At 70.5% G+C, this 22,509-nt stretch carries 21 protein-coding genes; 13 read left to right on the plus strand and 8 right to left on the minus strand.

Going from position 1 to position 22,509, the window contains the following annotated elements; all coding sequences use genetic code 11:
- Positions 1 to 139: 139 nt before the first annotated feature.
- Complete coding sequence (locus tag J7E45_RS04200; RefSeq protein WP_029262374.1) at positions 140 to 577, minus strand: Lrp/AsnC family transcriptional regulator; 438 nt, start codon at positions 575 to 577, stop codon at positions 140 to 142.
- A gap of 151 nt (positions 578 to 728) precedes the next feature.
- Here J7E45_RS04200 and J7E45_RS04205 point away from each other — a divergent pair, with 151 nt between their 5' ends.
- From J7E45_RS04205 to paaZ, 7 genes are all read left to right on the plus strand, one after another.
- Positions 729 to 1,853 carry a thiamine pyrophosphate-dependent enzyme gene (locus tag J7E45_RS04205; protein WP_215067348.1) on the plus strand — a complete coding sequence of 375 codons (1,125 nt, stop codon included), beginning with the start codon at positions 729 to 731 and terminating at the stop codon, positions 1,851 to 1,853.
- Positions 1,850 to 2,878 carry an alpha-ketoacid dehydrogenase subunit beta gene (locus tag J7E45_RS04210; protein ID WP_215067350.1) on the plus strand — a complete coding sequence of 343 codons (1,029 nt, stop codon included), beginning with the start codon at positions 1,850 to 1,852 and terminating at the stop codon, positions 2,876 to 2,878. Before J7E45_RS04205 ends, J7E45_RS04210 begins: the two co-directional genes overlap by 4 nt.
- Entirely contained in the window at positions 2,875 to 4,332 is a 1,458-nt protein-coding gene (locus J7E45_RS04215; protein ID WP_215067352.1) for a dihydrolipoamide acetyltransferase family protein, read from the plus strand. The genes J7E45_RS04210 and J7E45_RS04215 overlap by 4 nt, the downstream gene beginning before the upstream one ends.
- 125 nt (positions 4,333 to 4,457) lie before the next feature.
- Entirely contained in the window at positions 4,458 to 5,648 is a 1,191-nt protein-coding gene (locus J7E45_RS04220; protein WP_215067354.1) for an acetyl-CoA C-acyltransferase, read from the plus strand.
- The gene (locus tag J7E45_RS04225; RefSeq protein WP_215067356.1) at positions 5,648 to 6,403 is read left to right on the plus strand and encodes an enoyl-CoA hydratase/isomerase family protein; all 756 of its coding nucleotides are present in this window, start codon (positions 5,648 to 5,650) and stop codon (positions 6,401 to 6,403) included. The genes J7E45_RS04220 and J7E45_RS04225 overlap by 1 nt, the downstream gene beginning before the upstream one ends.
- Positions 6,400 to 7,269 carry a 3-hydroxyacyl-CoA dehydrogenase family protein gene (locus J7E45_RS04230; RefSeq protein ID WP_215067358.1) on the plus strand — a complete coding sequence of 290 codons (870 nt, stop codon included), beginning with the start codon at positions 6,400 to 6,402 and terminating at the stop codon, positions 7,267 to 7,269. The genes J7E45_RS04225 and J7E45_RS04230 overlap by 4 nt, the downstream gene beginning before the upstream one ends.
- An 11-nt stretch (positions 7,270 to 7,280) precedes the next feature.
- Positions 7,281 to 9,365 carry a phenylacetic acid degradation bifunctional protein PaaZ gene (gene paaZ, locus J7E45_RS04235; RefSeq protein ID WP_215067360.1) on the plus strand — a complete coding sequence of 695 codons (2,085 nt, stop codon included), beginning with the start codon at positions 7,281 to 7,283 and terminating at the stop codon, positions 9,363 to 9,365.
- Between the two features lie 21 nt (positions 9,366 to 9,386).
- On the opposite strand, the gene J7E45_RS04240 is transcribed toward paaZ, so the two are convergent.
- From J7E45_RS04240 to dhaK, 6 genes are all read right to left on the minus strand, one after another.
- Positions 9,387 to 10,031 carry a TetR/AcrR family transcriptional regulator gene (locus J7E45_RS04240; RefSeq protein ID WP_215067362.1) on the minus strand — a complete coding sequence of 215 codons (645 nt, stop codon included), beginning with the start codon at positions 10,029 to 10,031 and terminating at the stop codon, positions 9,387 to 9,389.
- A gap of 52 nt (positions 10,032 to 10,083) precedes the next feature.
- Positions 10,084 to 10,512 (minus strand): hydroxyphenylacetyl-CoA thioesterase PaaI, encoded by a 429-nt coding sequence (gene paaI / locus J7E45_RS04245; RefSeq protein ID WP_215067364.1) that lies wholly within the window; start codon positions 10,510 to 10,512, stop codon positions 10,084 to 10,086.
- 113 nt (positions 10,513 to 10,625) lie between these two features.
- A complete protein-coding gene (locus tag J7E45_RS04250) occupies positions 10,626 to 11,921 on the minus strand; it encodes a sensor domain-containing protein (RefSeq protein WP_215067366.1) in 1,296 nt (431 codons plus the stop codon).
- Positions 11,922 to 12,068: 147 nt separating this feature from the next.
- On the minus strand, positions 12,069 to 14,576 hold the full coding sequence (ptsP, locus tag J7E45_RS04255; protein WP_215067367.1) for a phosphoenolpyruvate--protein phosphotransferase: 2,508 nt from the start codon (positions 14,574 to 14,576) through the stop codon (positions 12,069 to 12,071).
- A complete protein-coding gene (gene dhaL, locus J7E45_RS04260; RefSeq protein WP_215067369.1) occupies positions 14,573 to 15,217 on the minus strand; it encodes a dihydroxyacetone kinase subunit DhaL in 645 nt (214 codons plus the stop codon). Before dhaL ends, ptsP begins: the two co-directional genes overlap by 4 nt.
- Positions 15,217 to 16,209 carry a dihydroxyacetone kinase subunit DhaK gene (gene dhaK / locus J7E45_RS04265; protein ID WP_029262361.1) on the minus strand — a complete coding sequence of 331 codons (993 nt, stop codon included), beginning with the start codon at positions 16,207 to 16,209 and terminating at the stop codon, positions 15,217 to 15,219. Before dhaK ends, dhaL begins: the two co-directional genes overlap by 1 nt.
- A 158-nt stretch (positions 16,210 to 16,367) precedes the next feature.
- On the opposite strand from dhaK, the gene J7E45_RS18155 reads away from it, so the two are divergent.
- On the plus strand, positions 16,368 to 17,135 hold the full coding sequence (locus tag J7E45_RS18155) for an IclR family transcriptional regulator (protein WP_091034617.1): 768 nt from the start codon (positions 16,368 to 16,370) through the stop codon (positions 17,133 to 17,135).
- Positions 17,136 to 17,153: 18 nt separating this feature from the next.
- On the opposite strand, the gene J7E45_RS04275 is transcribed toward J7E45_RS18155, so the two are convergent.
- Positions 17,154 to 19,283, minus strand: coding sequence for a RecQ family ATP-dependent DNA helicase (locus J7E45_RS04275; RefSeq protein WP_215067371.1), 2,130 nt, complete (start codon positions 19,281 to 19,283; stop codon positions 17,154 to 17,156).
- A 93-nt stretch (positions 19,284 to 19,376) separates the two neighbouring features.
- Here J7E45_RS04275 and J7E45_RS04280 point away from each other — a divergent pair, with 93 nt between their 5' ends.
- The 5 genes from J7E45_RS04280 (at position 19,377) to paaD (ending at position 22,508) form a co-directional block, all read left to right on the plus strand.
- Positions 19,377 to 19,796 (plus strand): pilus assembly protein CpaE, encoded by a 420-nt coding sequence (locus tag J7E45_RS04280; RefSeq protein ID WP_091034623.1) that lies wholly within the window; start codon positions 19,377 to 19,379, stop codon positions 19,794 to 19,796.
- 96 nt (positions 19,797 to 19,892) lie between these two features.
- Entirely contained in the window at positions 19,893 to 20,867 is a 975-nt protein-coding gene (paaA, locus tag J7E45_RS04285; protein ID WP_091035850.1) for a 1,2-phenylacetyl-CoA epoxidase subunit PaaA, read from the plus strand.
- Positions 20,867 to 21,172: a 1,2-phenylacetyl-CoA epoxidase subunit PaaB gene (gene paaB, locus J7E45_RS04290; RefSeq protein ID WP_091034626.1), complete on the plus strand. Its 306-nt coding sequence runs from the start codon at positions 20,867 to 20,869 to the stop codon at positions 21,170 to 21,172. Before paaA ends, paaB begins: the two co-directional genes overlap by 1 nt.
- Entirely contained in the window at positions 21,169 to 22,020 is an 852-nt protein-coding gene (paaC, locus tag J7E45_RS04295; protein WP_215067373.1) for a 1,2-phenylacetyl-CoA epoxidase subunit PaaC, read from the plus strand. Before paaB ends, paaC begins: the two co-directional genes overlap by 4 nt.
- A complete protein-coding gene (gene paaD, locus J7E45_RS04300) occupies positions 22,014 to 22,508 on the plus strand; it encodes a 1,2-phenylacetyl-CoA epoxidase subunit PaaD (RefSeq protein WP_215067375.1) in 495 nt (164 codons plus the stop codon). Before paaC ends, paaD begins: the two co-directional genes overlap by 7 nt.
- The last annotated feature ends 1 nt before the right edge of the window (position 22,509 follow it).

A 22,509-nucleotide genomic window follows, 5' to 3' on the forward strand; every position in this document is an offset into this window, starting at 1 on the left:
TTCGAACCCCGATAACCCCAGTTCAGAGCAATATTCTGGAACACGCGAGACGTCGACAATCCCTCCACGGAAACGACGTCAGGGCACTTGTCCACACTCGCCGCGAAACACCCGCGCCGCGAAACCCGCCCGAGCACCCTCACTCCCGCGTGTAGTCCTCGAAGATCAGCGTGGTCCGGGTCGAGCGGATGGAGGGGATCGCCTGGATGTCCTCGAGCACGATTCGACGCAGGTCGCGGGCGTCGTTGGCGCGCACCAGCAGGATCACGTCGAAGTCACCGCCGACGAGCGCCATGTGCTCGATCTCGGGGATCGCGCGCAGCCGGTCGCTCACCGCCTGCCACGTCGCCTGCTCGATGGCAAGGGTCACGTAGGCGCTCGCATGGTGCCCGAGCAGGACGGGATCCGTGCGGACCGTGTATCCCGTGATGACACCGGCGTCCGTGAGGCGCTTGATCCTCGCGTGCGCACCGGCACGCGAGATGTGCACGGCATCCGCGATCGCCGTCATCGACGAGCGCGCGTCGCGACGCAGCTCCTCGAGGATCGCTCGGTCCGTGTCGTCCAACGCGATCATGACACCCCTTCCTCGGGCCAGAAAATCTGACACTTCGATCAAGAATGCCGCATCTGCCGCTCCTTCATCCAATATTTCGCGGATGATCTTGGATGACTGTCGCCTACGGAGGCAAGCTGTCCCCACCGAGTTCGCCAAGGAGGACGAGCGCATGCTGCACACCGACATGCTTCCGCGAGACACCGCGGTGCAACTGATCGATGCGGACGGACAGCCTGTCGCGGACGAGCACTACGCGCTCCCCGACGGCGACACCCTGCTGGCCGCCTATCGCGGCCTCGTCGAGGGCCGGCGCATCAACGACCAGGCCGGCGCGCTCGTGCGTCAGGGACGCCTCGCCGTCTACCCGTCGTCGCACGGGCAGGAAGCGTGCCAGATCGCCGCCGCGATGGTGCTCGGAGGCACGGACTGGCTGTTCCCCACCTATCGCGACTCGGTCGCGGTGATCGCCCGCGGAGTCGAACCCGCCGACGCGATGGTGCTCCTCAAGGGCGACTGGCACTCGGGCTACGACGTGCGCGCCCACCGGGTCGCGCCGCAGGCCACTCCGCTCGCCACCCAGCTGCTGCATGCGGTCGGCTTCGCGCAGGCGGCCAAGCATCGCGGCGAGGACACGGTCGTGCTCGCGCTGTGCGGCGACGGCGCCACCAGCGAGGGTGACTTCCACGAGGCGATGAACTTCGCCGCCGTCTTCCAGGTGCCGGTCGTCTTCTTCGTGCAGAACAACGGGTTCGCGATCTCCGTCCCGCTCTCGCGGCAGACCGCGGCTCCGTCCCTCGCCCACAAGGCGGTCGGCTACGGGATGCCGGGACAGCGTGTCGACGGGAACGACGTCGCCGCCGTGCTTGCCGTGCTCGGCGAGGCGGTGGATCGCGCGCGTACCGGCGGCGGCCCTTCGCTCGTCGAGGCGCACACCTACCGGATGCAGGCGCACACCAACGCCGACGACGACACCCGCTACCGGGAACGCGATGAGGTGCAGGCCTGGATCGCCCGCGACCCGCTGCTCCGCCTGCGCGCCCACCTGACGGACACCGGAGCCCTCGACGCCGACGCCGAGGAGCGGTTCGCCGCCGGAGCCGAGGAGATCGCCGCGGCCATGCGGACCGCGCTGAACACCGACGCGGACCTCGACCCCGAAGACCTGTTCCGCTTCGTCACCGCGACACGCTCGCCACAACTCGACGAGCAATGGCACCTGCTGCGGGACGAGATCGAACGCTCTCGCCTCGCCGATGCGGGCGCCGGTACCACCTCGGACGGAGGCCACCGATGACGATCACACACGACGACACCCGCGCCGAGGTGGAGGCGGGCAGCGTGACCACCATGACCATGGCCGCCGCGCTGAACCGGGCTCTCGCCGACGCCATCGAGTCCGATCCGGACGTGGTCGTCTTCGGCGAGGACGTCGGGGCGCTCGGCGGCGTCTTCCGCATCACCGACGGCCTCACCGCGCGGTTCGGCGAGGAGCGCTGCTTCGACACCCCCCTGGCCGAGTCCGGCATCGTCGGCACCGCGGTCGGCATGGCCATGAACGGGATGCGCCCCGTAGTGGAGCTGCAGTTCGACGCGTTCGCACTTCCGGCATTCGAGCAGGTCGTCAGCCATGTCGCCAAGCTCGGCAACCGCACACGCGGTGGGATGCGGATGCCGCTGGTGATCCGCATCCCGTTCGGTGGCGGCATCGGCGGCGTGGAGCACCACTGCGACTCGTCCGAGGCCTACTACGCGCACACCCCCGGCCTCACGGTCGTCAGTCCGTCGACGCCGCAGGATGCCTACTCGCTGCTGCGCGCGGCGATCGCATCGCCGGATCCGGTGATCTTCCTCGAACCGAAGAAGCTGTACTGGTCGAAGGGCGAAGTCGACACCTCAATCACCACGGAGCTCGGCAGCGCCCGCATCGCCCGTCACGGCACCGACGTCACGCTCCTGGCCTACGGCGCCTCCGTGCCGCTCGCGCTCGAGGTCGCCGATGTCGCCGCCGCGGAGGGGCGCAGCGTGCAGGTGGTCGACGTGCGCTCGCTCTCCCCGTTCGACGATGCGACCGTGACCGCCGCGGTGAAGTCCACCGGCCGCGCCGTGGTCATCGCCGAGGCCCCCGGATATGTGAGCGTCGCCTCGGAGATCCAGGCCCGCGTGTTCGAGCGCTGCTTCGAATACCTCGCGGCCCCGGTGCGACGGGTCACGGGGTTCGACACCCCCTACGCACCCCCGAAGCTCGAACACTGGTACCTGCCCGACGTCGACCGCGTGCTCGACGCGATCGACACCCTGCACTGGGAGGACGACGTATGAGCGCCCCACTGAAGCCGGCCGCGCAGGTGTTCCGCCTGCCCGACCTCGGCGAGGGACTGACCGAGGCGGGCCTCGTGCAATGGCTCGTCGCGGTCGGCGACACCATCACGATCGACCAGCCGATCGCCGAGGTCGAGACGGCGAAGAGCGTGGTGGAGCTGCCGTCGCCGTTCGCCGGTGTCGTCACCGCCCTCCATGGCACCGCCGGCGACACGATCGACGTCGGCGCGCCGGTGCTCGAGGTCGCCAACGCCGGATCGGCTTCGGAGGTGGAGCCGGCGACTCCGGATGCTGCCGGGACCGCGGCATCGAGCTCCCCCGAGCACGAGGCGTACCGCGAGGAGGAACGCGCCGGATCCGGGAACGTGCTGATCGGCTACGGCACCACGGCGCACACGACGAAGGGGCGTCGCCGGCCACCCGTTGCGCCGGTTCGGACCGACCGCCCGACCTCGGCGACAGCGGCATCCGCACCCGCACCCGCACCCGCATCGGCATCCGCACCGAAGGCAGCCGCCGTCACCGTCCCCGACGCGACCCTCGCCGCCGCGTCCGCCCGCCGCCCCGTGGCCGTGCGCTCCCCTCTCGTCCGTCGCCTCGCCCGCGACCTCGGTCTCGATGTGCACACGATCGCCGCGACCGGCCCGGACGGGGCGATCACCCGCGCCGACGTGCTGCAGGCCGCGGTCGAGAACGCCGTCGACGGCGCCGCCGCGCATCACCGCGCCGCGAACGGGTCCGGAGAGTCGGTCGACGGGCTCGACGTCGTCTCCCGAGAGCGGATGTCGCCGCTGCGGCGCGCGGTCAGTGCGAAGCTCACGCGCAGTCGAACCGAGATCCCCGAGGCCACCGTCTGGGTCGACGTCGATGCCACCGCGCTGTGGGACCTCCGCGCGCAGATGGCCCCGGAGGGCGGCAAGGCCCCCTCGGTCACGGCACTGCTCGCGCGCTTCGTCCTGCTCGCCCTCGAGGACTACCCGGTGCTGGCCTCGCGACTCGACGAGAGCGGCGAGGAGCTGATCTCGTTCGACGGTGTGAACCTCGGGATCGCCGCCGACACCGAACGCGGACTCCTGGTCCCCGTCGTCCCCCGTGCGCACGCGCTCACCGTGGAGCAGCTCGATGCGTCACTGCGCGAGCTCGCCGCCACGGCCAGGGCGGGCACGATGCCGCCGGAACGGCTGCGCGGCTCGACCTTCACCCTCAACAACTACGGCGGGTTGGGCGTCGACGGCTCGGCGGCGATCATCAACCACCCGGATGTCGCCATCCTCGGCATCGGACGGATCATCGAGCGACCGTGGGTCGTCGACGGGGCGATCGTCGCGCGTCGCATCGTGCAGCTGTCGCTCGCGTTCGACCATCGCGTCTGCGACGGCGGGTACGCGGCGGGATTCCTGCGGCGTGTCACCGACCTCATCGAGCATCCGCTGCGGGCGTTCGTGCGGGTCTGAGACCGCCGGCGCACCTCGGGCCGACGCGGCGCCTGTGCCATAATTACCATACGATCGGTCAGTAATTCCTGGCCAGGCGAGAGGGCGACGAGCCCCCGCTGAGACGACGAAGTCAGGAGATCCGCATGACCGAGGCATTCCTCGTCGGAGGGGCGCGCACCCCGGTCGGGCGCTACGGCGGCGCGCTCGCCACCGTCCGCCCCGACGACCTGGCCTCGATCGTGGTGGCCGAGGCCGTGCGCCGGGCCGGCATCGATGCGACGCAGATCGACATCGACGAGGTGATCCTGGGCGCGGCGAACCAGGCCGGTGAAGACAACCGCAACGTCGCGAGGATGGCGGTGCTGCTCGCCGGGCTCCCCGACAGCGTCCCGGGCATCACGGTGAACCGGCTGTGCGCTTCGGGCATGTCCGCCGTGACGATGGCCGCACAGGCGATCCGCGCCGGAGATGCCGACCTCATCGTCGCCGGCGGCGTCGAGTCGATGACCCGCGCGCCCTGGGTGCAGGCCAAGCCCGAGAAGGCCTGGTCCAAACCGGGCGCGGCCTTCGACACCTCGATCGGCTGGCGTTTCCCGAACCCCCGTCTCCTGGCCCGCGACAAGGCGACCTTCACGATGCCGGAGACCGCGGAAGAGGTCGCCCGTCTCGACGGGATCACCCGCGACGAGGCCGACGCCTTCGCCCTCCGATCGCAGCAGCGCGCCGCCGCCGCGATCATAGCCGGAAGCTTCGCCCCCGAGATCGTCGGCGTGCCGACGGCGGCCGGAGAGGTGCGGGTCGACGAGGGTCCACGGCCCGAGACCACGCTCGAGGCACTCGCCCGACTGCGCCCCGTGGTCGCCGGCGGCCAGGTCGTGACGGCTGGGAACTCCAGCGCCCTCAACGACGGCGCCTCGGCGATCGTCGTGGCGAGCGCCGAGGCGGTCGAGCGCCATGGTCTCGTGCCCCGCGCCCGGATCGTCGTCGGCACCAGCGCCGGTCTCGCACCGGAGGTCATGGGCCTCGGCCCGGTGCCCGCGACGCAGAAGGCGCTCCGCCGCGCCGGACTCACCATCGACGACATCGGCTCCGTCGAGCTCAACGAGGCCTTCGCCACGCAGTCGATCGCCTGCATCCGGCGTCTCGGCCTCGACGACGAGCGCGTCAACGCCGACGGCGGTGCCATCGCCCTCGGCCATCCGCTCGGCTCGTCCGGTTCCCGCCTGCTGATCACACTGCTCGGGCGCATGGAGCGCGAGGGCTCGCGATACGGACTCGCGACGATGTGCGTGGGCGTCGGTCAGGGGGCGGCCGTGATCCTGGAGAAGATGTGATGCCGGCCCCGACGAATCCCGAAGAGCCGCTGCTCGTCGAGCGGCACCCCGACCGTGTGGTCGCGACCCTCAACCGTCCGCACAAGCGCAACGCGATCGACCAGTCCACGATCGATGCCCTGCACCTGCTCTGCGACGAGCTCGAGGAGGCGCCGCGGACCCTGATCCTCGTCGGCGCCGACGGCGTCTTCGCGGCGGGCGCCGACATCGCCGAGCTGCGCGAACGCCGGGCCGCCGACGCGCTGCGCGGCATCAACGCGCACGCCTTCGTCCGGGTCGCCGAGCTGCCGATGCCGGTCATCGCAGCGATCGACGGCTACGCCCTGGGAGGCGGTGCCGAACTCGCCTACGCCGCAGACATCCGCATCGCCACGCCCTCGCTCGCGATCGGCAACCCGGAGACGGGCCTCGGCATCCTCGCCGCGGCCGGCGCGAGCTGGCGGCTGAAGGAGATCGTCGGCGACGCCAGGGCGATCGAGATGCTGCTCACCGGACGCACGGTGAAGGCCGAGGAGGCGCTGCGCATCGGCCTCGTCTCGGCGATCCACGACCCCGAGGAACTGCTGGCTGCGGCCGAGGCGATCGCCGACCGGATCGCCCGCAACGACCCGGCCGCCACCATCGCGACGAAACGGGTGTTCCGCGAGCCCCGCGACCGCCACCCCGCCGCCGATCTGGAAGCCCAGGCCGAGCTCTTCGAGAGCCCGGAGAAGTTCCGACGCATGACCGACTTCCTGGAACGGAGAGACCGATGACCGAGGCCACGCCCCACGCTCCCGCGCACGTAGGAGTGCTCGGCGGCGGGCGCATGGGCGCCGGCATCGCCCACGCGTTCCTTCTCGCGGGTTCGCGCGTGACGGTCGTCGAACGCGATGCGGATGCTGCCGCGGCAGCCGCCCACCGCGTGCTCGAATCCGTCGACACCTCGATCGCCCGCGGCACCGCGGCCGAACCGGGAGACGCCTACCGTTCACGCTTCGAGACGGGCACGGAGGTCGCGCTGTTCGCTCCGTGCAACCTCGTCGTGGAAGCCGTGCCCGAGGATCTGGCCCTCAAGGTCGACGCCCTCACCCGCGTCGAAGCCGAGCTCGGACCCGACGCCGTCCTCGCCTCGAACACGTCGTCGATATCGATCGATGAGCTCGCCGCAGTGCTGGATCGCCCGTCGCGCTTTCTCGGCATGCACTTCTTCAACCCGGTGCCCGCGTCCACCCTCGTCGAGATCGTGCGCGGCGCGGCCACCGCTCCCCCGCTCGTCGACGATGCGAGGGTCTGGGTACAAGCCCTCGGCAAGACGCCGATCGTCGTGGCCGATGCCCCCGGGTTCGCGTCGTCGAGACTCGGCGTCGCGATCGGCCTGGAGGCGATCCGCATGCTCGAAGAGGGCGTCGCCTCGGCCGCAGACATCGACGCCGCCATGACGTTGGGCTACAAGCATCCGGTCGGGCCGCTCCGCCTCACCGACATCGTCGGGCTCGACGTGCGGCTCGGCATCTCCGAGTACCTCGCCGCGAACCTCGGCGAGCGCTTCGAACCACCGGCTCTGCTGCGCCGGCTCGTCGCCGAAGGACACCTCGGACGCAAGAGCGGCCGCGGCTTCTACGAATGGGACGCCTCATGAAGGGAACTGACATGACCGAGATCCTCCCCAGCTATCTGCAGGGATCCTGGTGGTCGCCGGATGCCGACGCCGAGGCGACCGAGGTGCACGACGCCTCGACGGGCGAGATCGTCGCCCGCGTCTCGACCGACGGCATCGACCTCGCGGCAGCTCTCGCCTACGCCCGCACCGCGGGGCAGGCGTCGCTCGGCGAACTCACGTTCCACCAGCGCGCGGTGCGCCTCAAGCAGCTGGCGCTCGCGCTCACGGAGCGCAAGGCCGAGCTGTATGAGATCTCGAGCCGCACGGGCGCGACCGCGCAGGACTCGTGGGTCGACATCGACGGCGGCATCGGGGTGCTGTTCGCCTACTCCAGCAAGGGCAGGCGAGAGCTGCCGAATGCGAAGGTCTACGTCGACGGCGCGGTGGAGAACCTGTCCAGGGACGGCTCCTTCCTCGGGCGCCACATCTACACCCGGCTCCCCGGCGTCGCGGTGCAGATCAACGCCTTCAACTTCCCGGTCTGGGGCTCGCTGGAGAAGTTCGCACCCGCTTTCCTGGCAGGTGTGCCGACCGTCGTGAAGCCCGCGACCCCGACCGGGTACCTCGCCGAGGCGATGGTGCGGATCATGGTCGAGTCCGGCCTGCTGCCCGAGGGCTCGCTGCAGCTCGTCTCGGGCAGTGTTCCCGGTCTCTTCGACGAACTGCGGCTGGGCGATCTGGTGGCCTTCACCGGATCGGCGTCGACCGCCGAAGGGCTGCGCGCCCACGATGCGGTGCAGACCGGTGGCGTGCGTTTCACGAGCGAGACCGACTCCATCAATGCATCGATCCTGGGGACGGATGCCGTCTCGGGCACGCCCGAGTTCGACGCGTACATCAAGCAGCTCGTCGCGGAGATGACCAGCAAGGCCGGACAGAAGTGCACGGCGATCCGACGCGCGATCGTGCCGGTCGGTGCCGTCGGCGACGTGATCAGCGCCGTGCGCGCACGGCTGTCCGAACGCATCGTGCTGGGCGACCCGCGGGCAGAGGGCGTCACGATGGGCCCGCTGGCCTCGACTGCCCAGCGCGACGAGGTGCTGCGCCAGGTGGCACGGCTGCAGGACGGCGGTGGTGAGTTGGTCATCGGCTCGACCGATGCTCCGGACGTGCGGCACGGCGACGGAACGGAGGGGCCCGCTCCGGATGGCGCCTTCCTCGCGCCGATGCTGCTGCGTTTCTCCGACCCGGAGAGCGCGGCGGTCAACGAGATCGAGGCGTTCGGCCCGGTCTCGAGCATCGTCGGCTATCGCACCCTCGACGAAGCGAGCGCCCTGGTCGCCCGGGGCGGTGGCTCCCTGGTGACCAGCGTCGCCACGCACGACCCCGAAGTCGCCGTCGCGCTCGCCACGGGCATGGCCGCCTACAACGGACGCGTGCTGTTCCTCGATCGCGACGACGCCCGCAGCTCCACGGGTCACGGCTCGCCGCTGCCGAACCTCGTGCACGGCGGCCCCGGCCGCGCCGGCGGTGGCGAGGAGCTCGGCGGCATCCGCGCGGTGCTGCACCACATGCAACGCACCGCGGTGCAGGGCTCCCCTGCGATGCTGACCGCCCTCACCGGGGTCTGGCATCAGGGCACGGTGGCGCGTCCGTACCAGGAGAGCGGGGGTGTGCATCCCTTCCGCAAGTCGCTGGCCGAGCTGCGCATCGGCGATCAGGTCGCCAGCGGCTCCCGCACGGTGACGCTCGACGACATCGAGACGTTCGCGGCCTTCACCGGCGACACCTTCTACGCGCACATGGACGAGGCGTCCGCCGCCGCGAACCCGTTCTTCCCCGGTCGCGTCGCCCACGGGTACCTGCTGGTCTCGTGGGCCGCCGGCCTCTTCGTCGACCCCGCGCCCGGACCCGTCCTCGCCAACTCGGGCCTGGAGAACCTGCGCTTCCTGACCCCGGTCTCGCCCGGCGACGAGATCCGCGTCGAGCTCACCGCCAAGCAGATCACCCCGCGTGAGACGGACGAGTACGGGGAGGTGCGATGGGACTCGGTGCTGAAGAATCAGCGCGACGAGATCGTCGCCACGTACGACGTGCTCACCCTCGTCGCGAAGGAGCAGGACGCGGCGGCCTGAGTCACCCCGCGGGCGCGCCGGTCAGGAGACCGGGGCGCTCGCGGGATCGTCGGCGCGCCGGCGCAGGCCGTCGAGGGCGATGGCGACGACGTCGTCGGCGAGACGGTCCGCGCCCTCGCGTCCGCCCGGTCGGTACCACTCCACGATCGAGTTGATCATGCCGAACGCCAGGCGGGCCACGACGCTGGCGTCCATATCGGCGCGCAGCGCGCCCTCGGACTGTGCTTCCGAGACGAGTGCGGTGATCCGGCGGTCGAATGCGCGACGGCGGGTGAGTGCTCGACGCTCGACATCGGTGTTCCCGCGCACCCGCAGCAGCAGCGTCACGGCGGGGAGCTGGTCGACGAGCACGTGCACGGCCCCGCGGAGGACGTGCTCGAGGCGGGTCACCGCATCGGTGTCCTCCCGGTCATCCGCAGCCGGCAAGGGGTTCTGCACCACGGCCTCGAGCCCGCCGAGCGCGGCGTCGAGGGCGAGCTCGAGCATCTCGTCCTTCGAACCGAAGTGATGGTAGATCGCCGACTTCGACAGGCCGAGCCGCTCGGCCAGCATGCCGATCGAGGTCGCGTCGTACCCGTACTCGTTGAACGCGGCGACGGCGACCGCGAGGATGCCCTGCTGGTCGTAACCGGGGCGGCCTCGTCGCGTGCTCTGCATCTCGGACATCCCCACAGTCTCGCATCGGATCACGCTGTCGGCCGGGAGCGGCAGCGCGAGGTCAGAAGGTCTGGTCGGTGGTGCGCGAGCGCCCACGGAACTCCGCGACAGGATCGCCGAGTTCGTCGACGACGGTCACGTCGTAGATGCCGGAGCGGCCGGTGCGGGTGCGTCGCACGGCCGTCGCGGTCAGCGTCTGTCCGGATACGGTCGACTTCAGGAACGAGATGTCGGCGCCGGCGGCCACCGTGACCCGGTCGTCCTCGTTGCAGGCGATCGCGAATGCCGTGTCGGCCAAGGCGAAGACGAAGCCGCCGTGCGTGATGTGGAACCCGTTGGTCATGTCGTCGCGCACGCGCATCGAGACCACGGCATATCCGGGATCGTCACGTTCGACGACGAGGCCCAGCGAGGCGGAGGCGCGGTCGCGCTCCATCATGGCGCGGTTGGGGCGCACCGCGTCCGTGGCCTGCGGCGTCGCATCCGTCATCGTCGACCTCCTCGTCGCGCGGATGCCACCGCAGCAGCGCCCGACAGGCCCATACTAACTGACCGCTCGGTCGGTAAAGAAGGGCTGCACGGGGCCGGCAACCTGCGCGCGGCTCAGCCGAAGATCAGCGGCTTTGCGAGCGTGGCGTCGTCGACCGTGATACCGGTGATCACCGCGGCGGGGTCTGCCGTCGAGTCGCGATCCAGGCGGAACCGCATGACGACCCCCTCGCGGCTGGACCACTCGTAGAAGTACTCGCCCGACGAGATGATGCGCAGTGCCGTCCCCTCGGGGAAGGCAGCTGCCGCGGCGCTGACCGGATCTCCGATTCGCACACCACCGGCGGACGGAAGCGACGCGCCCTCATGAGTCGGCTCGCCCGCGACGTTCCCGACGCCGACGGACACGGCGGAGACGACGCTCGTGCCCTCCTGCGTCCAGAGCAGCAGCGAGGCCGATTCATCGGGCGAGGTCAGACGCGTCGTCCCACCCACCCACTCGGGCTTGTCGACCCGAGCTCCGGGGACCGCGGCGATCGCCTCATCGAGCTCGACGCCCAGGCGCACGGGGCCGACCCCCGCCGTCGTGATCTCCCACTCGCTCCAGGGCGCCGCGGAGTCAGCTGCGGGGACGTCCACCGGAACCGGCGGGTTCTCCGTCAGCTCGTCGATCAGCTTCGCCCTCGCCTCGCTCGCGCGATCGCGCAGCTGGGCTGCAGCGGCCTCGGTGTCGAACGCGGGTTCCCCCGTGAAGGGCTGCCACATCTCGACGACCACGTTTCCAACCGAGGAGTAGGTCTTGTAGAGGGAGTGACCGTCGCCGCCCGGGTAGGTGAGGATCAGGGATCCGGCGATGGCGCGGACGCCCCCGTCGCCCTCTGCCGTCGACGAGGCGAAGGAAGAAGGCGCCCCGCCGAAGGTGAACTCGCCGCACTGCTCCGCGGCTTGGGCGTACTGGTCCATGCGCGCCGTGGCGGCCGCTTCATCGGCGAACTGCATCACGTGGAGCCAACCGTCTCGCCCTTCGGCAACGGTCGTCGTCCACGTGACGGACCGTGCACCGATGGAGCCCAGCGAGGCTTCGGCGTAGACCGCGTTGCAGATGGTGGGATCCGGCTCGTAGCCGCCCCCGTCGGACACCTGGATCAAGGAGGGCACCGCCGGGCTGACATCACCCACATCGGGAAGCAGGCCGGAGATATCCTCGGCGCTCATCAGGAACCAGTCCAGCTCGTCGCCGACGAAGGCGATCGGTCCGGCGTACGGATCGGGTGCCGGGGATTCCGGCGCGGCCGTGGGCTGGGGGGTGGGCGTGGACTGCGGAGTCGGAGCGCACCCGGAAAGAGCCACCAATGCCCCGACCGCGAGCACACCGATCAGGCCCCGCACGAACGTCCTCGACTGCGACATGTCCCACTCCGATCCACACTCGGCGCCGACGTCGGTGCCCCCCGTACAGCCGAGCCTAGAGCTTCGGCCCGGAGACACGAGGCGCATGCTCCATGTCGAGATCAGAATGAAATTCTGAGCATGCCGAAGCACGCATATGCGACGCGATCAGCGGGCAGCGGCACGCTGCAGAGCGGCGGCTCCCACGGCCCTGGCCTCCTCCGCGGTGGCGGCCTGCAGCACAGCCTCGGCAGCGTGGCGGCACTCGTCCTCGGTCACATCGCGGAGCGCCTCCGCGACTCGTCCGAGCGACCGCGGGGTCATCGAGAGCGACGTCGCTCCCAGTCCCACGAGCACCGGAGCGAGGGCCGGGTCCCCACCTGCCTCGCCGCAGACGCCGACCGGTTTCCCGGCCGCACGCCCCGCCGCTCCGACCATGCCGATCAGGCGCAGCACCGCGGGCTGCCACGGATCGTTCAGATCGCCCAGGTCGCTGAGCAGCCGATCGGCGGCGAGCGTGTACTGCGCGAGGTCGTTGGTTCCGAGGCTCACGAAGTCGACCACCTCGAACAGCTCGGCGGCGAGAAGTGCCGCCGACGGCGTCTCGATCATGATGCCGACGCTGCTGATCCCCGCCGCACGCGCGAGATCGGCGAACTCCCTGGCCTCGTCGACGGTGGCCACCATCGGGGCCATCACCTCGACCTCGGCCGACTCCGCGGTGGCGGCGAGCGCGAGTGCACGCAACTGGTCCGCGAGCAGCTCCGGCCGGCGGCGCGCGATCCGGAGCCCCCGCACGCCGAGCGCCGGATTGTCCTCGTCGTCGGAGTTCGCGAACGGGAGGGGCTTGTCGCTCCCCGCGTCCAGTGTGCGCACGACGACCTTGCGATCGGGGAATGCGGCCAGGACACCGCGGTAGGCGGTGGTCTGCTCCTCGACCGTCGGTGCTTCGGTCCGGTCGAGGAAGCAGAACTCGGTGCGGAACAGACCGATGCCCTCTGCTCGCGCTGCGGCAGCGTTCACCGCGTCCGGAGCACCGCCCACATTCGCCAGCAGCGCCACGCGGTGGCCGTCGGCGAGCCGCCCGGATCCGTCGAACTCGACGACGGTGGCGGCGGCCTGGGCGTCGGCGACGCGGGATGCCGGCGGATCGACCTCGACCGTGCCGCGCCCGCCGTCGACGAGGAGCGTCGAGCCGACCGGGATGCCGACCGCGCCGGTGACGCCGACGACCGCGGGAAGACCGAGCGATCGCGCGATGATCGCGGTGTGCGAAGTCGGCCCGCCCTGCTCGGTGACGAGGGCGACGCAGTGCCCTCCAGCGAGGGCTGCGGTGTCGGCGGGCGCGAGGTCCGTCGCGACGAGCACGAACGGCTCCTCACGCTCGGGCACCCCGGGCATGTCGACCTGGAGTATCTCGGCGATGATCCGGTCGCGCACGTCACGGATGTCGGCGACGCGCTCCGCCATCCGGCCACCCAGCGCGGCCACGGCTTTCTCGTGGGCGGCCGCGGTCTCCCAGATCGCACGCGCCGCACTGCGGCCCTTCGACCGGACGAGTGCCGTCGCCTCCGACACCAGCTCGGGGTCGGAGGCCAGCAGGCGAGACGCATCGAGGATTGCCCTGGTCTCCCCCGTCGCCTGCGACGTCCGCGCACGCAGCTGATCGGCCACGGCGACGGCGGCCCACTCGATCGCTGAGACCTCGGCGTCGCGGTCGGCCGAATCAACGACCGCGCCCGCTTCCGGCTCGCCGACCGCCGGTGCGAGATGCACGAGCGGTGCGGCCACCCGACCGGGACTGACGCCGCGGCCCTTCAGCACCGCGCCGGACGCGATGACGGTCGGCGGGACGTCCGGGCGCGGGCCCGTCGATTCCGAACCCGCCGCAGCCGCCGTCGGCGCCGCGTCATCCGTCCCCTCCCCGAATCCGTCGTCGAACAGGGCGGACAGCTTGTCCAGCACCGCGTCAGCTTCCGGGCCGCGCGCGACCAATTCCAGTTCGTCGCCCTGCCGAGCGCCGAGGATCAGGAGTCGCGAGAGGCTCGCGGCCGGCGCGTCAGGACCGTCCGGAAGACGCCGCAGCCGCACATCCGCCCCCGCCGAAGCCTCGGCGATCAGGGCGGCGGGGCGCGCATGGATGCCGAGCGGATTCCGCACCCGCACCCGCCGGACGACCTCCTCGCCGACCGACCCGCCACCCCCTGCGGCGCTGCCGTCGGTGGACTCGGCGTCGGACGACGGCGCAGCGTCATCAGGAATACCGAGCTGCCCGGTCTTCGCGCCGAGCGCAGCGGTCGCCTCCGCAGCGACCGCATCCAGTCCGCCCCCGGCCGCCGCCGACACGACCGCGGCGAGCAATCCCTCCACGAACGGAGCAGGCACGAGGCGCACGGGCACGTCGCTCGCACGCAGCTCGAGTGCGAGCTCGGCACTCAGCACGGCCGATCCGAGATCCATGAGGACGAGGACGCCGTCGCAGTCCGCCGCGAGCTCATCGATCGCTGCGGCCACCGCCACTGCATCCGTCCCGAGGATCGGTGTGCCGTCGCCGTCCACGCCCGCACCCGCCGCGACCTGCACGCGCACCCCTGCGCCCTGCACCATCTGCAGGGCAAGCTCCAGTGCCGCCTCCCCGAGCCGTGCGCTGTGGGAGACGGCGACGATGCCGATCATCCGGCGCCGCCCTCCACGGCCGCAGCGAGCGTGTCGAACAGGATCGCCGTCGATGCGGCCCCCGGGTCGAGATGCCCGGCGCTGCGTTCGCCGAGATAGCTGGCCCTGCCCTTTCGAGCGACGAGCGGGAGTGTCGCGTCACGGCCGGCCGCCGCCGCATCCGCTGCAGTCCGGGCGGCAACGGCGACGGACGCGCCACCGGCGAGCGCGTCGTCGAGCGCGTCGACGGCCGGAGCCATCGCGTCGAACATCGTCTTGTCGCCCGACTCGGCCTTGCCTCGCGCCACGATGCCGTCGAGGCCCGCGCGCAGGGCGGCCGCGAGCGCCGGCCCGTCGAGTTCGGGCACAGCCCCAGACGCCATCCCCATCCGCAGGAAGAAAGTGCCGTAGAGCGGCCCGCTGGCTCCGCCCACGGAGCTCACCAGCGTCATCCCGACGGTCTTCAGCAGCTCATCGACCGTGGCCGGGGTTCCTGCCGCGAGCTTCTCGCTCACCGCACCCATCCCGCGGGCCATGTTCGCGCCGTGGTCGGCGTCGCCGATCGCCGAGTCGAGTTCGGTGAGCCAGTCGCGCTTCTCCGTGACAGCCGCGCCGAAACGGGAGACCCAGTCGGCGAGCACAGCGGTGTCGACAGCCGCCATCACGCACCCCACCGCAGGCCGGGGGTGTTCACCGGGGCATCCCACAGGCGCAGCAGCTCGTCGTCGGCCTTGAGCACCGTGACCGAGCAGCCCGCCATATCGAGCGAGGTGATGTAGTTGCCGACCAGGTTCCGCGCGATCTGCACCCCGGACTTCTCGAGGATCGCCGCGACCTCGGCGTACATGAGGTACAGCTCGATCAGCGGTGTCGCCCCCATGCCGTTGAGCATCACGATCGCCGGACCTGCCGCATCGATGTCGGCGAGGATCGGCTCCACCAGCTGCCGGGCGATGTCGGATGCCGGAGCGAGCGGTTCGCGATGACGACCCGGCTCACCGTGAATGCCGATGCCGATCTCCATCTGGTCGTCGGGGAGGTCGAACGTGGGCTTGCCCGCGGCGGGAACCGTGCAGCTGGTGAGCGCCATGCCCATCGAGCGGCCCTGGCCGTTGACCTTCTTTGCCAGCTCCACGACGGCGGCGAGGTCACGCCCCTCCTCGGCGGCGGCTCCGACGATCTTCTCGAGCAACACCGTGAGTCCCACCCCTCGGCGACCGGCCGTGTACAGCGAATCCTGCACGGCGACGTCATCGTCCACGGTGATGCTGCCCACCTCGATCCCCTCCATGGAGGCGAGCTCGGCGGCCATCTCGAAGTTCAGCACGTCGCCGGTGTAGTTCTTCACGATGTGGAGCACACCGGCTCCACGGTCGACGGCCTTCGTGGCGACCTGGACGCGGTCGGGCGTCGGAGAGGTGAACACCTCGCCGGCGACGGCGGCATCCAACATCCCGGTGCCGACGAAGCCGCCGTGCAGGGGCTCGTGCCCCGAACCGCCGCCGGACACGATCGCGACCTTGCCCTGCGCCTTGGGCGTCGCCCGCGTGATGACGTGGTTCTCCAGGTCGACCGAAAGCTCCGGATGAGCGAGCGCGACCCCCTTCAGTGATTCGACGAGAACGTCCTCGGGGGCGTTGATGAGCTTCTTCATCGTTCGATCTCCTTTGATCCTCGGGACTTCTTTCGCGAAATCCGAAAGCAATTCGTTAATGTCGAATATGCTCGGACCCTGCCGGGTTGTCAAGATCATCCTGAAGACCGGCACGGCATACGCACCGGCTCGACGACGCACCGGAAGGAGGCTCCCCCGTGATCCAGGCGATCGACCGCGCGGCGAAGATCCTCGAACTGCTCCAGGGAGCACGCCACCTCGGCATCACCGACCTCGCTGCAGCCCTCAGCCTGCCGCCGTCGACCGTGCACGGGATCGTGAAGTCGCTGCGCTCGCACGGCCTCGTCGCGAAAGAGCGCGGTGGACAGCGCTACATGCTCGGACCCACGCTGCTGCGCCTGAGCAACGTGTACCTCGACACGCTCGACGTGCGTGCACGGGCCATGCGCTGGACGCAGGAGCTCGCTCGCCGCACCGATCTCTCGGTACGTCTCGGCGCCCCGCATTTCACCGACGTGCTCGTGATCCACCACAATCTGCGCCCCGATGACAGCCAGCAGATGCTGGAGACGGGCGTCGCCATCCCTGCGCACGCGTCCGCGATGGGCAAGGTGCTGCTCGCCTACGACCAGGGCTTCCAGCAGAGCGTCTTCGAGCAGCCGCTGCGCAGCCTCACGGGTGACACGATCACCGACGTCGCCCGCCTGACCCTGGAGCTCCCCGCGATCGCGGAGCGCGGCACCGCGGGCGAGTTCGACGAGGCCGTGCTGGGCGAGTCCTCGCTCGCCGCACCCGTCGCCGACGCCTCGAACGACATCGTCGCGGCGGTCGCGGTGGTGCTGCCGACCTCGCAGACGCCGGCATCCGACGCCATCATGAACGCGTTGCGCGAGACCGCCAGGAACATCTCGCGGGAGCTCGGAGCGACCTCGTGGCCGCCCCGCATCGCGCCCGCCGACGACTGAAGCCGCTCCGGCCCTGACTCAGCCGCGCAATGCCAGCGCGAACGGCAGCACCTGAGTCGCACCGGCCTGCCGCAGCACCCGGGCGGCCACCGTCATCGTCCACCGACTGTCGACCAGGTCGTCCACGAGAAGCACCGGTCCTGCGGGCACATCGAGGTGCTCGGCACTGAACCGGTCCCAGAGGCCACCGAGGCGGAAGACGCTGTTGCCGCCCGGTTGCCCGGTAGGACCACCGCCGACCGGTTCGAGCGCCCCGAGATAGGGCAGTCGTCCGACGTCGGCGAGGCCGCGCGCGAGCGAGTCGACGAGCAGCGGATGCGACCGCGACGGCAGGGCGACCACGGCCACCGGCCGCTCGTCCCAGCCCCACCCGGCGAGCACACGGATGCAGGCTTGCAGCAACTGCGGCGTCACCGGGGCATCCGTCGCCCCCGCAGCGAAGAGCTCGCGCAGCGCACCGCCCCACCCGAGGTCTGTGAGTCGAGCCAGCGCCCGTCCCTCTCCCGCCTGCTCGTCGGCGGGGATGCGGCCCTTGACCGGCACCTCCAGGCGATCGGCACCGGTGGGCCAGGCACGACGGGGTTCAATCGGGACACCGACCCGGTCGAGCGACTCCGCGGCCTGCGTGGTCGCGGACTCCCCGATCTCGCGCGGGAACCATCCGCCCGCGCAGTTATCGCATCGCCCGCACGGCGCGGCCGTGTCGTCATCGAGCGCGCGCTGGAGGAACTCCATGCGGCATCCGTCGGTCTGCTCGTAGTCGATCATGTGCTGCTGCTCGGCGAGGCGCTCGGCGGCGATGCGCTCGTAGCGCTCGGCGTCGTACGCCCAGGGCTCGCCCGTCGCGACCCAGCCGCCCTGCACGCGTCGCACCGCACCGTCGACGTCGAGCACCTTGAGCAGCAGCTCGAGCGGCGTCCGCCGGATGTCGACCATCGCCTCGAGTGCCGGCGTCGAGATCGGGGCGTCGCCGAGTGCACCGATCACCCGCTCCGCCCGCTCCCGGTCGGGCATCGACGCGGTGGCGAAGTAGTGCCAGATATCGCGGTCTTCGACGCCGGGGAGCAGCAGCACGTCGGCGCTCTCACTCGCGCGACCGGCACGGCCGACCTGCTGGTAGTAGGCCACGGGCGACGACGGCGCACCGAGATGCAGGACGAAGCCCAGATCGGGCTTGTCGAACCCCATACCCAGCGCACTGGTCGCGACGAGCGCCTTGACCTCGTTGCGCTTGAGCATCCCCTCGGACTCCGCGCGCTCGTCGGTGTCGGTCTGCCCGGTGTAGGCGCGGACGTCATGTCCGTGATCGCGCAGCAGCCGGGCCGTGTCGACCGCCGCGGCGACGGTCAGCGTGTAGATGATGCCCGACCCCGGCAGGTCGTCGAGGTGGCTCAGCAGCCACGCGAGCCGGCTCGCCGAGTCGCGCAGCCGCAGCACCCCCAACCGCAGCGACGTGCGGGCGAGCGGGCCGCGGATCGTGAGCACGGGTGCCGCGTCGCCCTCGGTCGTCTCTGCGGCCTGGAGGCTGCCGAGCTGCTCGGCGACATCGGCCACGACGCGGCTGTTCGCGGTCGCGGTGGTCGCCAGCACGGGCACATCCGCGGGCATCTGCGCGATCAGGTCACGCAGCCGCCGGTAGTCGGGGCGGAAGTCGTGCCCCCAGTCGCTGATGCAGTGCGCCTCGTCGACCACGAGCATCCCGATGCGACGCACGAGTGCCGGCAGCTGCTGTTCGCGGAAGGCAGGATTGTTGAGCCGCTCGGGCGAGACCAGCAGCACGTCGACCTCGTCGCGATCGAGCTGTGCGAGCACGTCGGACCACTCGTGCGCGTTGGTGGAGTTGATCGCGACCGCGCGTACTCCCGCCCGCTCGGCGGCGGCGATCTGGTCGCGCATGAGCGCCAGCAGCGGCGAGACGAGCACGGTCGGTCCCGCGCCCTGACGTCGCAGCAGCAGCGTCGCCACGAAGTACACCGCGGACTTGCCCCATCCCGTGCGCTGCACCACGAGCGCACGCCGCCGCCCCTCGACCAGAGCCTCGATCGCCTCGTACTGGCCGTCGTGGAAGTCGGCATCCGGTCGGCCGACGAGCTCCCGAAGGGCTGACAGTGCGGCATCGCGGGTGTCGGCAGGAGCGAGGGAGGTCATGCCTCCACTCTGCCTCACCCCGCCGACACGGCCGGCCCCTCATCCCCAGCCCGCTCGCATCCCGGGCGCGCATCCGTCGTCTAGCGTGAAGGAATGATCACTCGCGAGCTCGCCGTCACCCTTCGAGAGGCCGGACTCGTCTGGCACCCGGCGGAGGGCGACCGCTTCCAGCTCGATCTGCCCGACGAGGTCGAACTCGAGGCGGAGGCCGAGATCTTCACGGTCAGCGAGATGACGATCGAGGCCAGGCAGACCCCGAGCGGAACCGACCTCGCCTTCAACGGCACGACCGAGTGGGCGCTCGACGCGGTGACGCTCGCCGACGCGGTGTGGCTACCGCGGGAAGACCAGCTGCGCGAGCTCCTGCGCGGCACCTTCCGCTCACTGACGCGTGTCGAGGATGCCTTCCGCGTCGAGATCGAGATCGCGGACACCTCCGAGATCTTCGAGCATCCGGACCCGTCCGAAGCATATGGTCGCGCTCTGCTGGAGTTGATCTCCCGCTCGCACTGACCCGCGCTCGGGGGACGTGTTGAAACCGGCCATCCTCTGTGTCAGAATTACCTAACGATCGGTCAGTAAAGATGGCCTGATGCCGAGGAGTCGATGATGACCAGTCCCGCAGACCTGTCCCTCGTGGGCGAGATCTCCGATGAGGAGCGTCTCTTCGACGAACTCATCGCGAACGAGCAGCGCATCGAGCCGCGCGACTGGATGCCCGACGCCTACCGCAAGACCCTGGTGCGCCAGATCTCCCAGCACGCGCACTCCGAGATCATCGGCATGCAGCCCGAGGGCAACTGGATCACGCGCGCCCCGAGCCTCAAGCGCAAAGCGATCCTGATGGCCAAGGTGCAGGACGAAGCGGGCCACGGCCTCTACCTCTACTCCGCCGCGCAGACCCTGGGCACCACTCGCGACGAGATGATGGACCAGCTCATCAGCGGCAAGGCCAAGTACTCGTCGATCTTCAACTACCCGACCCCGACCTGGGCCGACATGGGCGCGATCGGCTGGCTCGTCGACGGTGCGGCGATCTGCAACCAGGTCCCGCTGTGCCGGGCGTCGTACGGCCCCTACGGACGCGCGATGGTGCGGGTCTGCAAGGAGGAGTCGTTCCACCAGCGCCAGGGCTTCGAGATCCTGCTCTCCCTGATGCGCGGCACCGACGAGCAGCGCGAGATGGCACAGGATGCCGTGAACCGCTGGTACTGGCCGAGCCTGGCGATGTTCGGGCCGCCCGACGACCAGTCCCCGAACTCCGCGCAGTCGATGAAGTGGAAGATCAAGCGCTTCACGAACGACGAGCTGCGTCAGCGCTTCGTCGGGATGCTCGTGCCGCAGGCCGAGATCCTCGGCGTGACCCTGCCCGATCCCGACCTGCGTTTCGACGAGGCGACCGGGCAGTACGTGATCGGCGAGATCGACTGGGACGAGTTCTTCGAAGTGCTGCGCGGCAACGGTCCGTGCAACGCCGAGAGGCTGGAGCGCCGTCGCACCGCGCATGAAGAGGGCGCCTGGGTGCGGGAGGCCGCGGCCGAGTATGCACGCAAGCAGTCCCTGAAGACGAAGGCGGTGGCGTGATGGCGACTCCGGGTGCCGACGAACGCGAACCCTGGCCGCTGTGGGAGGTGTTCGTCCGCGCGAACCGCGGACTGAGCCACGTGCACGTCGGTTCGCTGCACGCCCCGGATGCCGAGATGGCGATCCGCAACGCCCGCGACCTCTACACTCGCCGCGGCGAGGGCGTCTCGATCTGGGTCGCACCGGCAGAGGCGATCACGACGAGCGACCCCGACGCCAAGGGCGCCTACTTCGAGAGCCCCGTCGGCAAGAACTACCGCCACGCCGTGTACTACACGGCCTCCGAGGGGGTGCCGCACCTGTGAGCACCGCGCACCCGAACACCGCGCACGAGGACATCGACGTCCACGGCGACGTCTCGGTCGACGAGCTCCGTCTCTCGCAGGAACTCTCGGGCACCGGCGCCGTCGCCGCATCGGCCGACATCGCGGAGTATGCGCTGCGCCTCGGTGACGACGCGCTCATCCTCTCCCAGCAATTGGGCGCCTGGATCTCCCGCGCCCCCGAACTCGAAGAAGACGTCGCCCTCGGGAACATCGCCCTCGACTTGCTCGGGCACGCGCGCTCCTTCCTGCACTACGCGGGGTCGTACGACGGGCGCAGCGAAGACGACCTGGCCTTCTTCCGCGACGAGCCCGAGTTCCGGTGCGCCTGGATCGTGCAGCAGCCCAACGGCGACTTCGCCCAGACGATCGCCCGGCAGTTCGTGGTGGCGACATACATGTTCGAGCTCTATTCGGCCCTCCGGGCGAGCAGCGACGAGACGTTCGCGGCGATCGCGGAGAAGTCCCTCAAAGAGGTCGACTACCACCGGGATCACGCCGTGCAGTGGATATTGCGCCTCGCCGGGGGCACCGAGGAGTCCCGTACCCGGATCATCCGTGCGATCGGCGACGTCTGGCCGTATGTCGATGAGATGTTCCGCGACGACGACCTGATCGATCGTCTCGGTGATGCCGCGGTGCGCCCGTCGAGCCTCCGAGCCGGATTCGACGGCGTGGTCGACACGGTCTTCGCCGAGGCGGAGCTGTCAGTCCCGGCGGTCGCGGCATCCTCTGCCGGCGGACGGCACGGTGCCCACGCGACGCCGCTCGGCCACATCCTCGCCGAGATGCAGGTGCTCGCACGCCGGCATCCGGGGGCGTCATGGTGACCCTCACTCCGACCCAGGATGCCTGGCGCATCGCCGCTGCGGTCCCCGACCCCGAGGTGCCCGTCCTCACGATCGAGGACCTCGGTGTGCTCCGCGCGGTCGAGGCGGACGGCGATCGCGTGCGGGTCGACATCACCCCGACCTACAGCGGCTGCCCAGCGATGGACACGATCCGCGACGACGTCATCCTCGCGCTCACGGCGGCGGGATACGACCGGGTCGAGGTGCGCCTCGTCCTCTCCCCCGCCTGGACGACCGACTGGATGTCGGATGCCGGTAGGGCCAAGCTCGCCGCCTACGGCATCGCCCCGCCGTCCGGCCGCGCCGCGGTGTCGACCGGACCGATCCGGCTCTCGCTGAGCGTGCGCTGCCCGCGGTGCGGCTCCCTCGACACCCGTGAGGTCTCCCACTTCGGCTCCACCTCGTGCAAGGCGCTGTTCGAATGCCGGGCCTGCCTCGAGCCCTTCGACCACTTCAAGGTGCACTGAC

The sequence above is a fragment of the Microbacterium sp. ISL-59 genome, from assembly GCF_018613945.1.
Lineage (GTDB): Bacteria > Actinomycetota > Actinomycetes > Actinomycetales > Microbacteriaceae > Microbacterium > Microbacterium oxydans_B.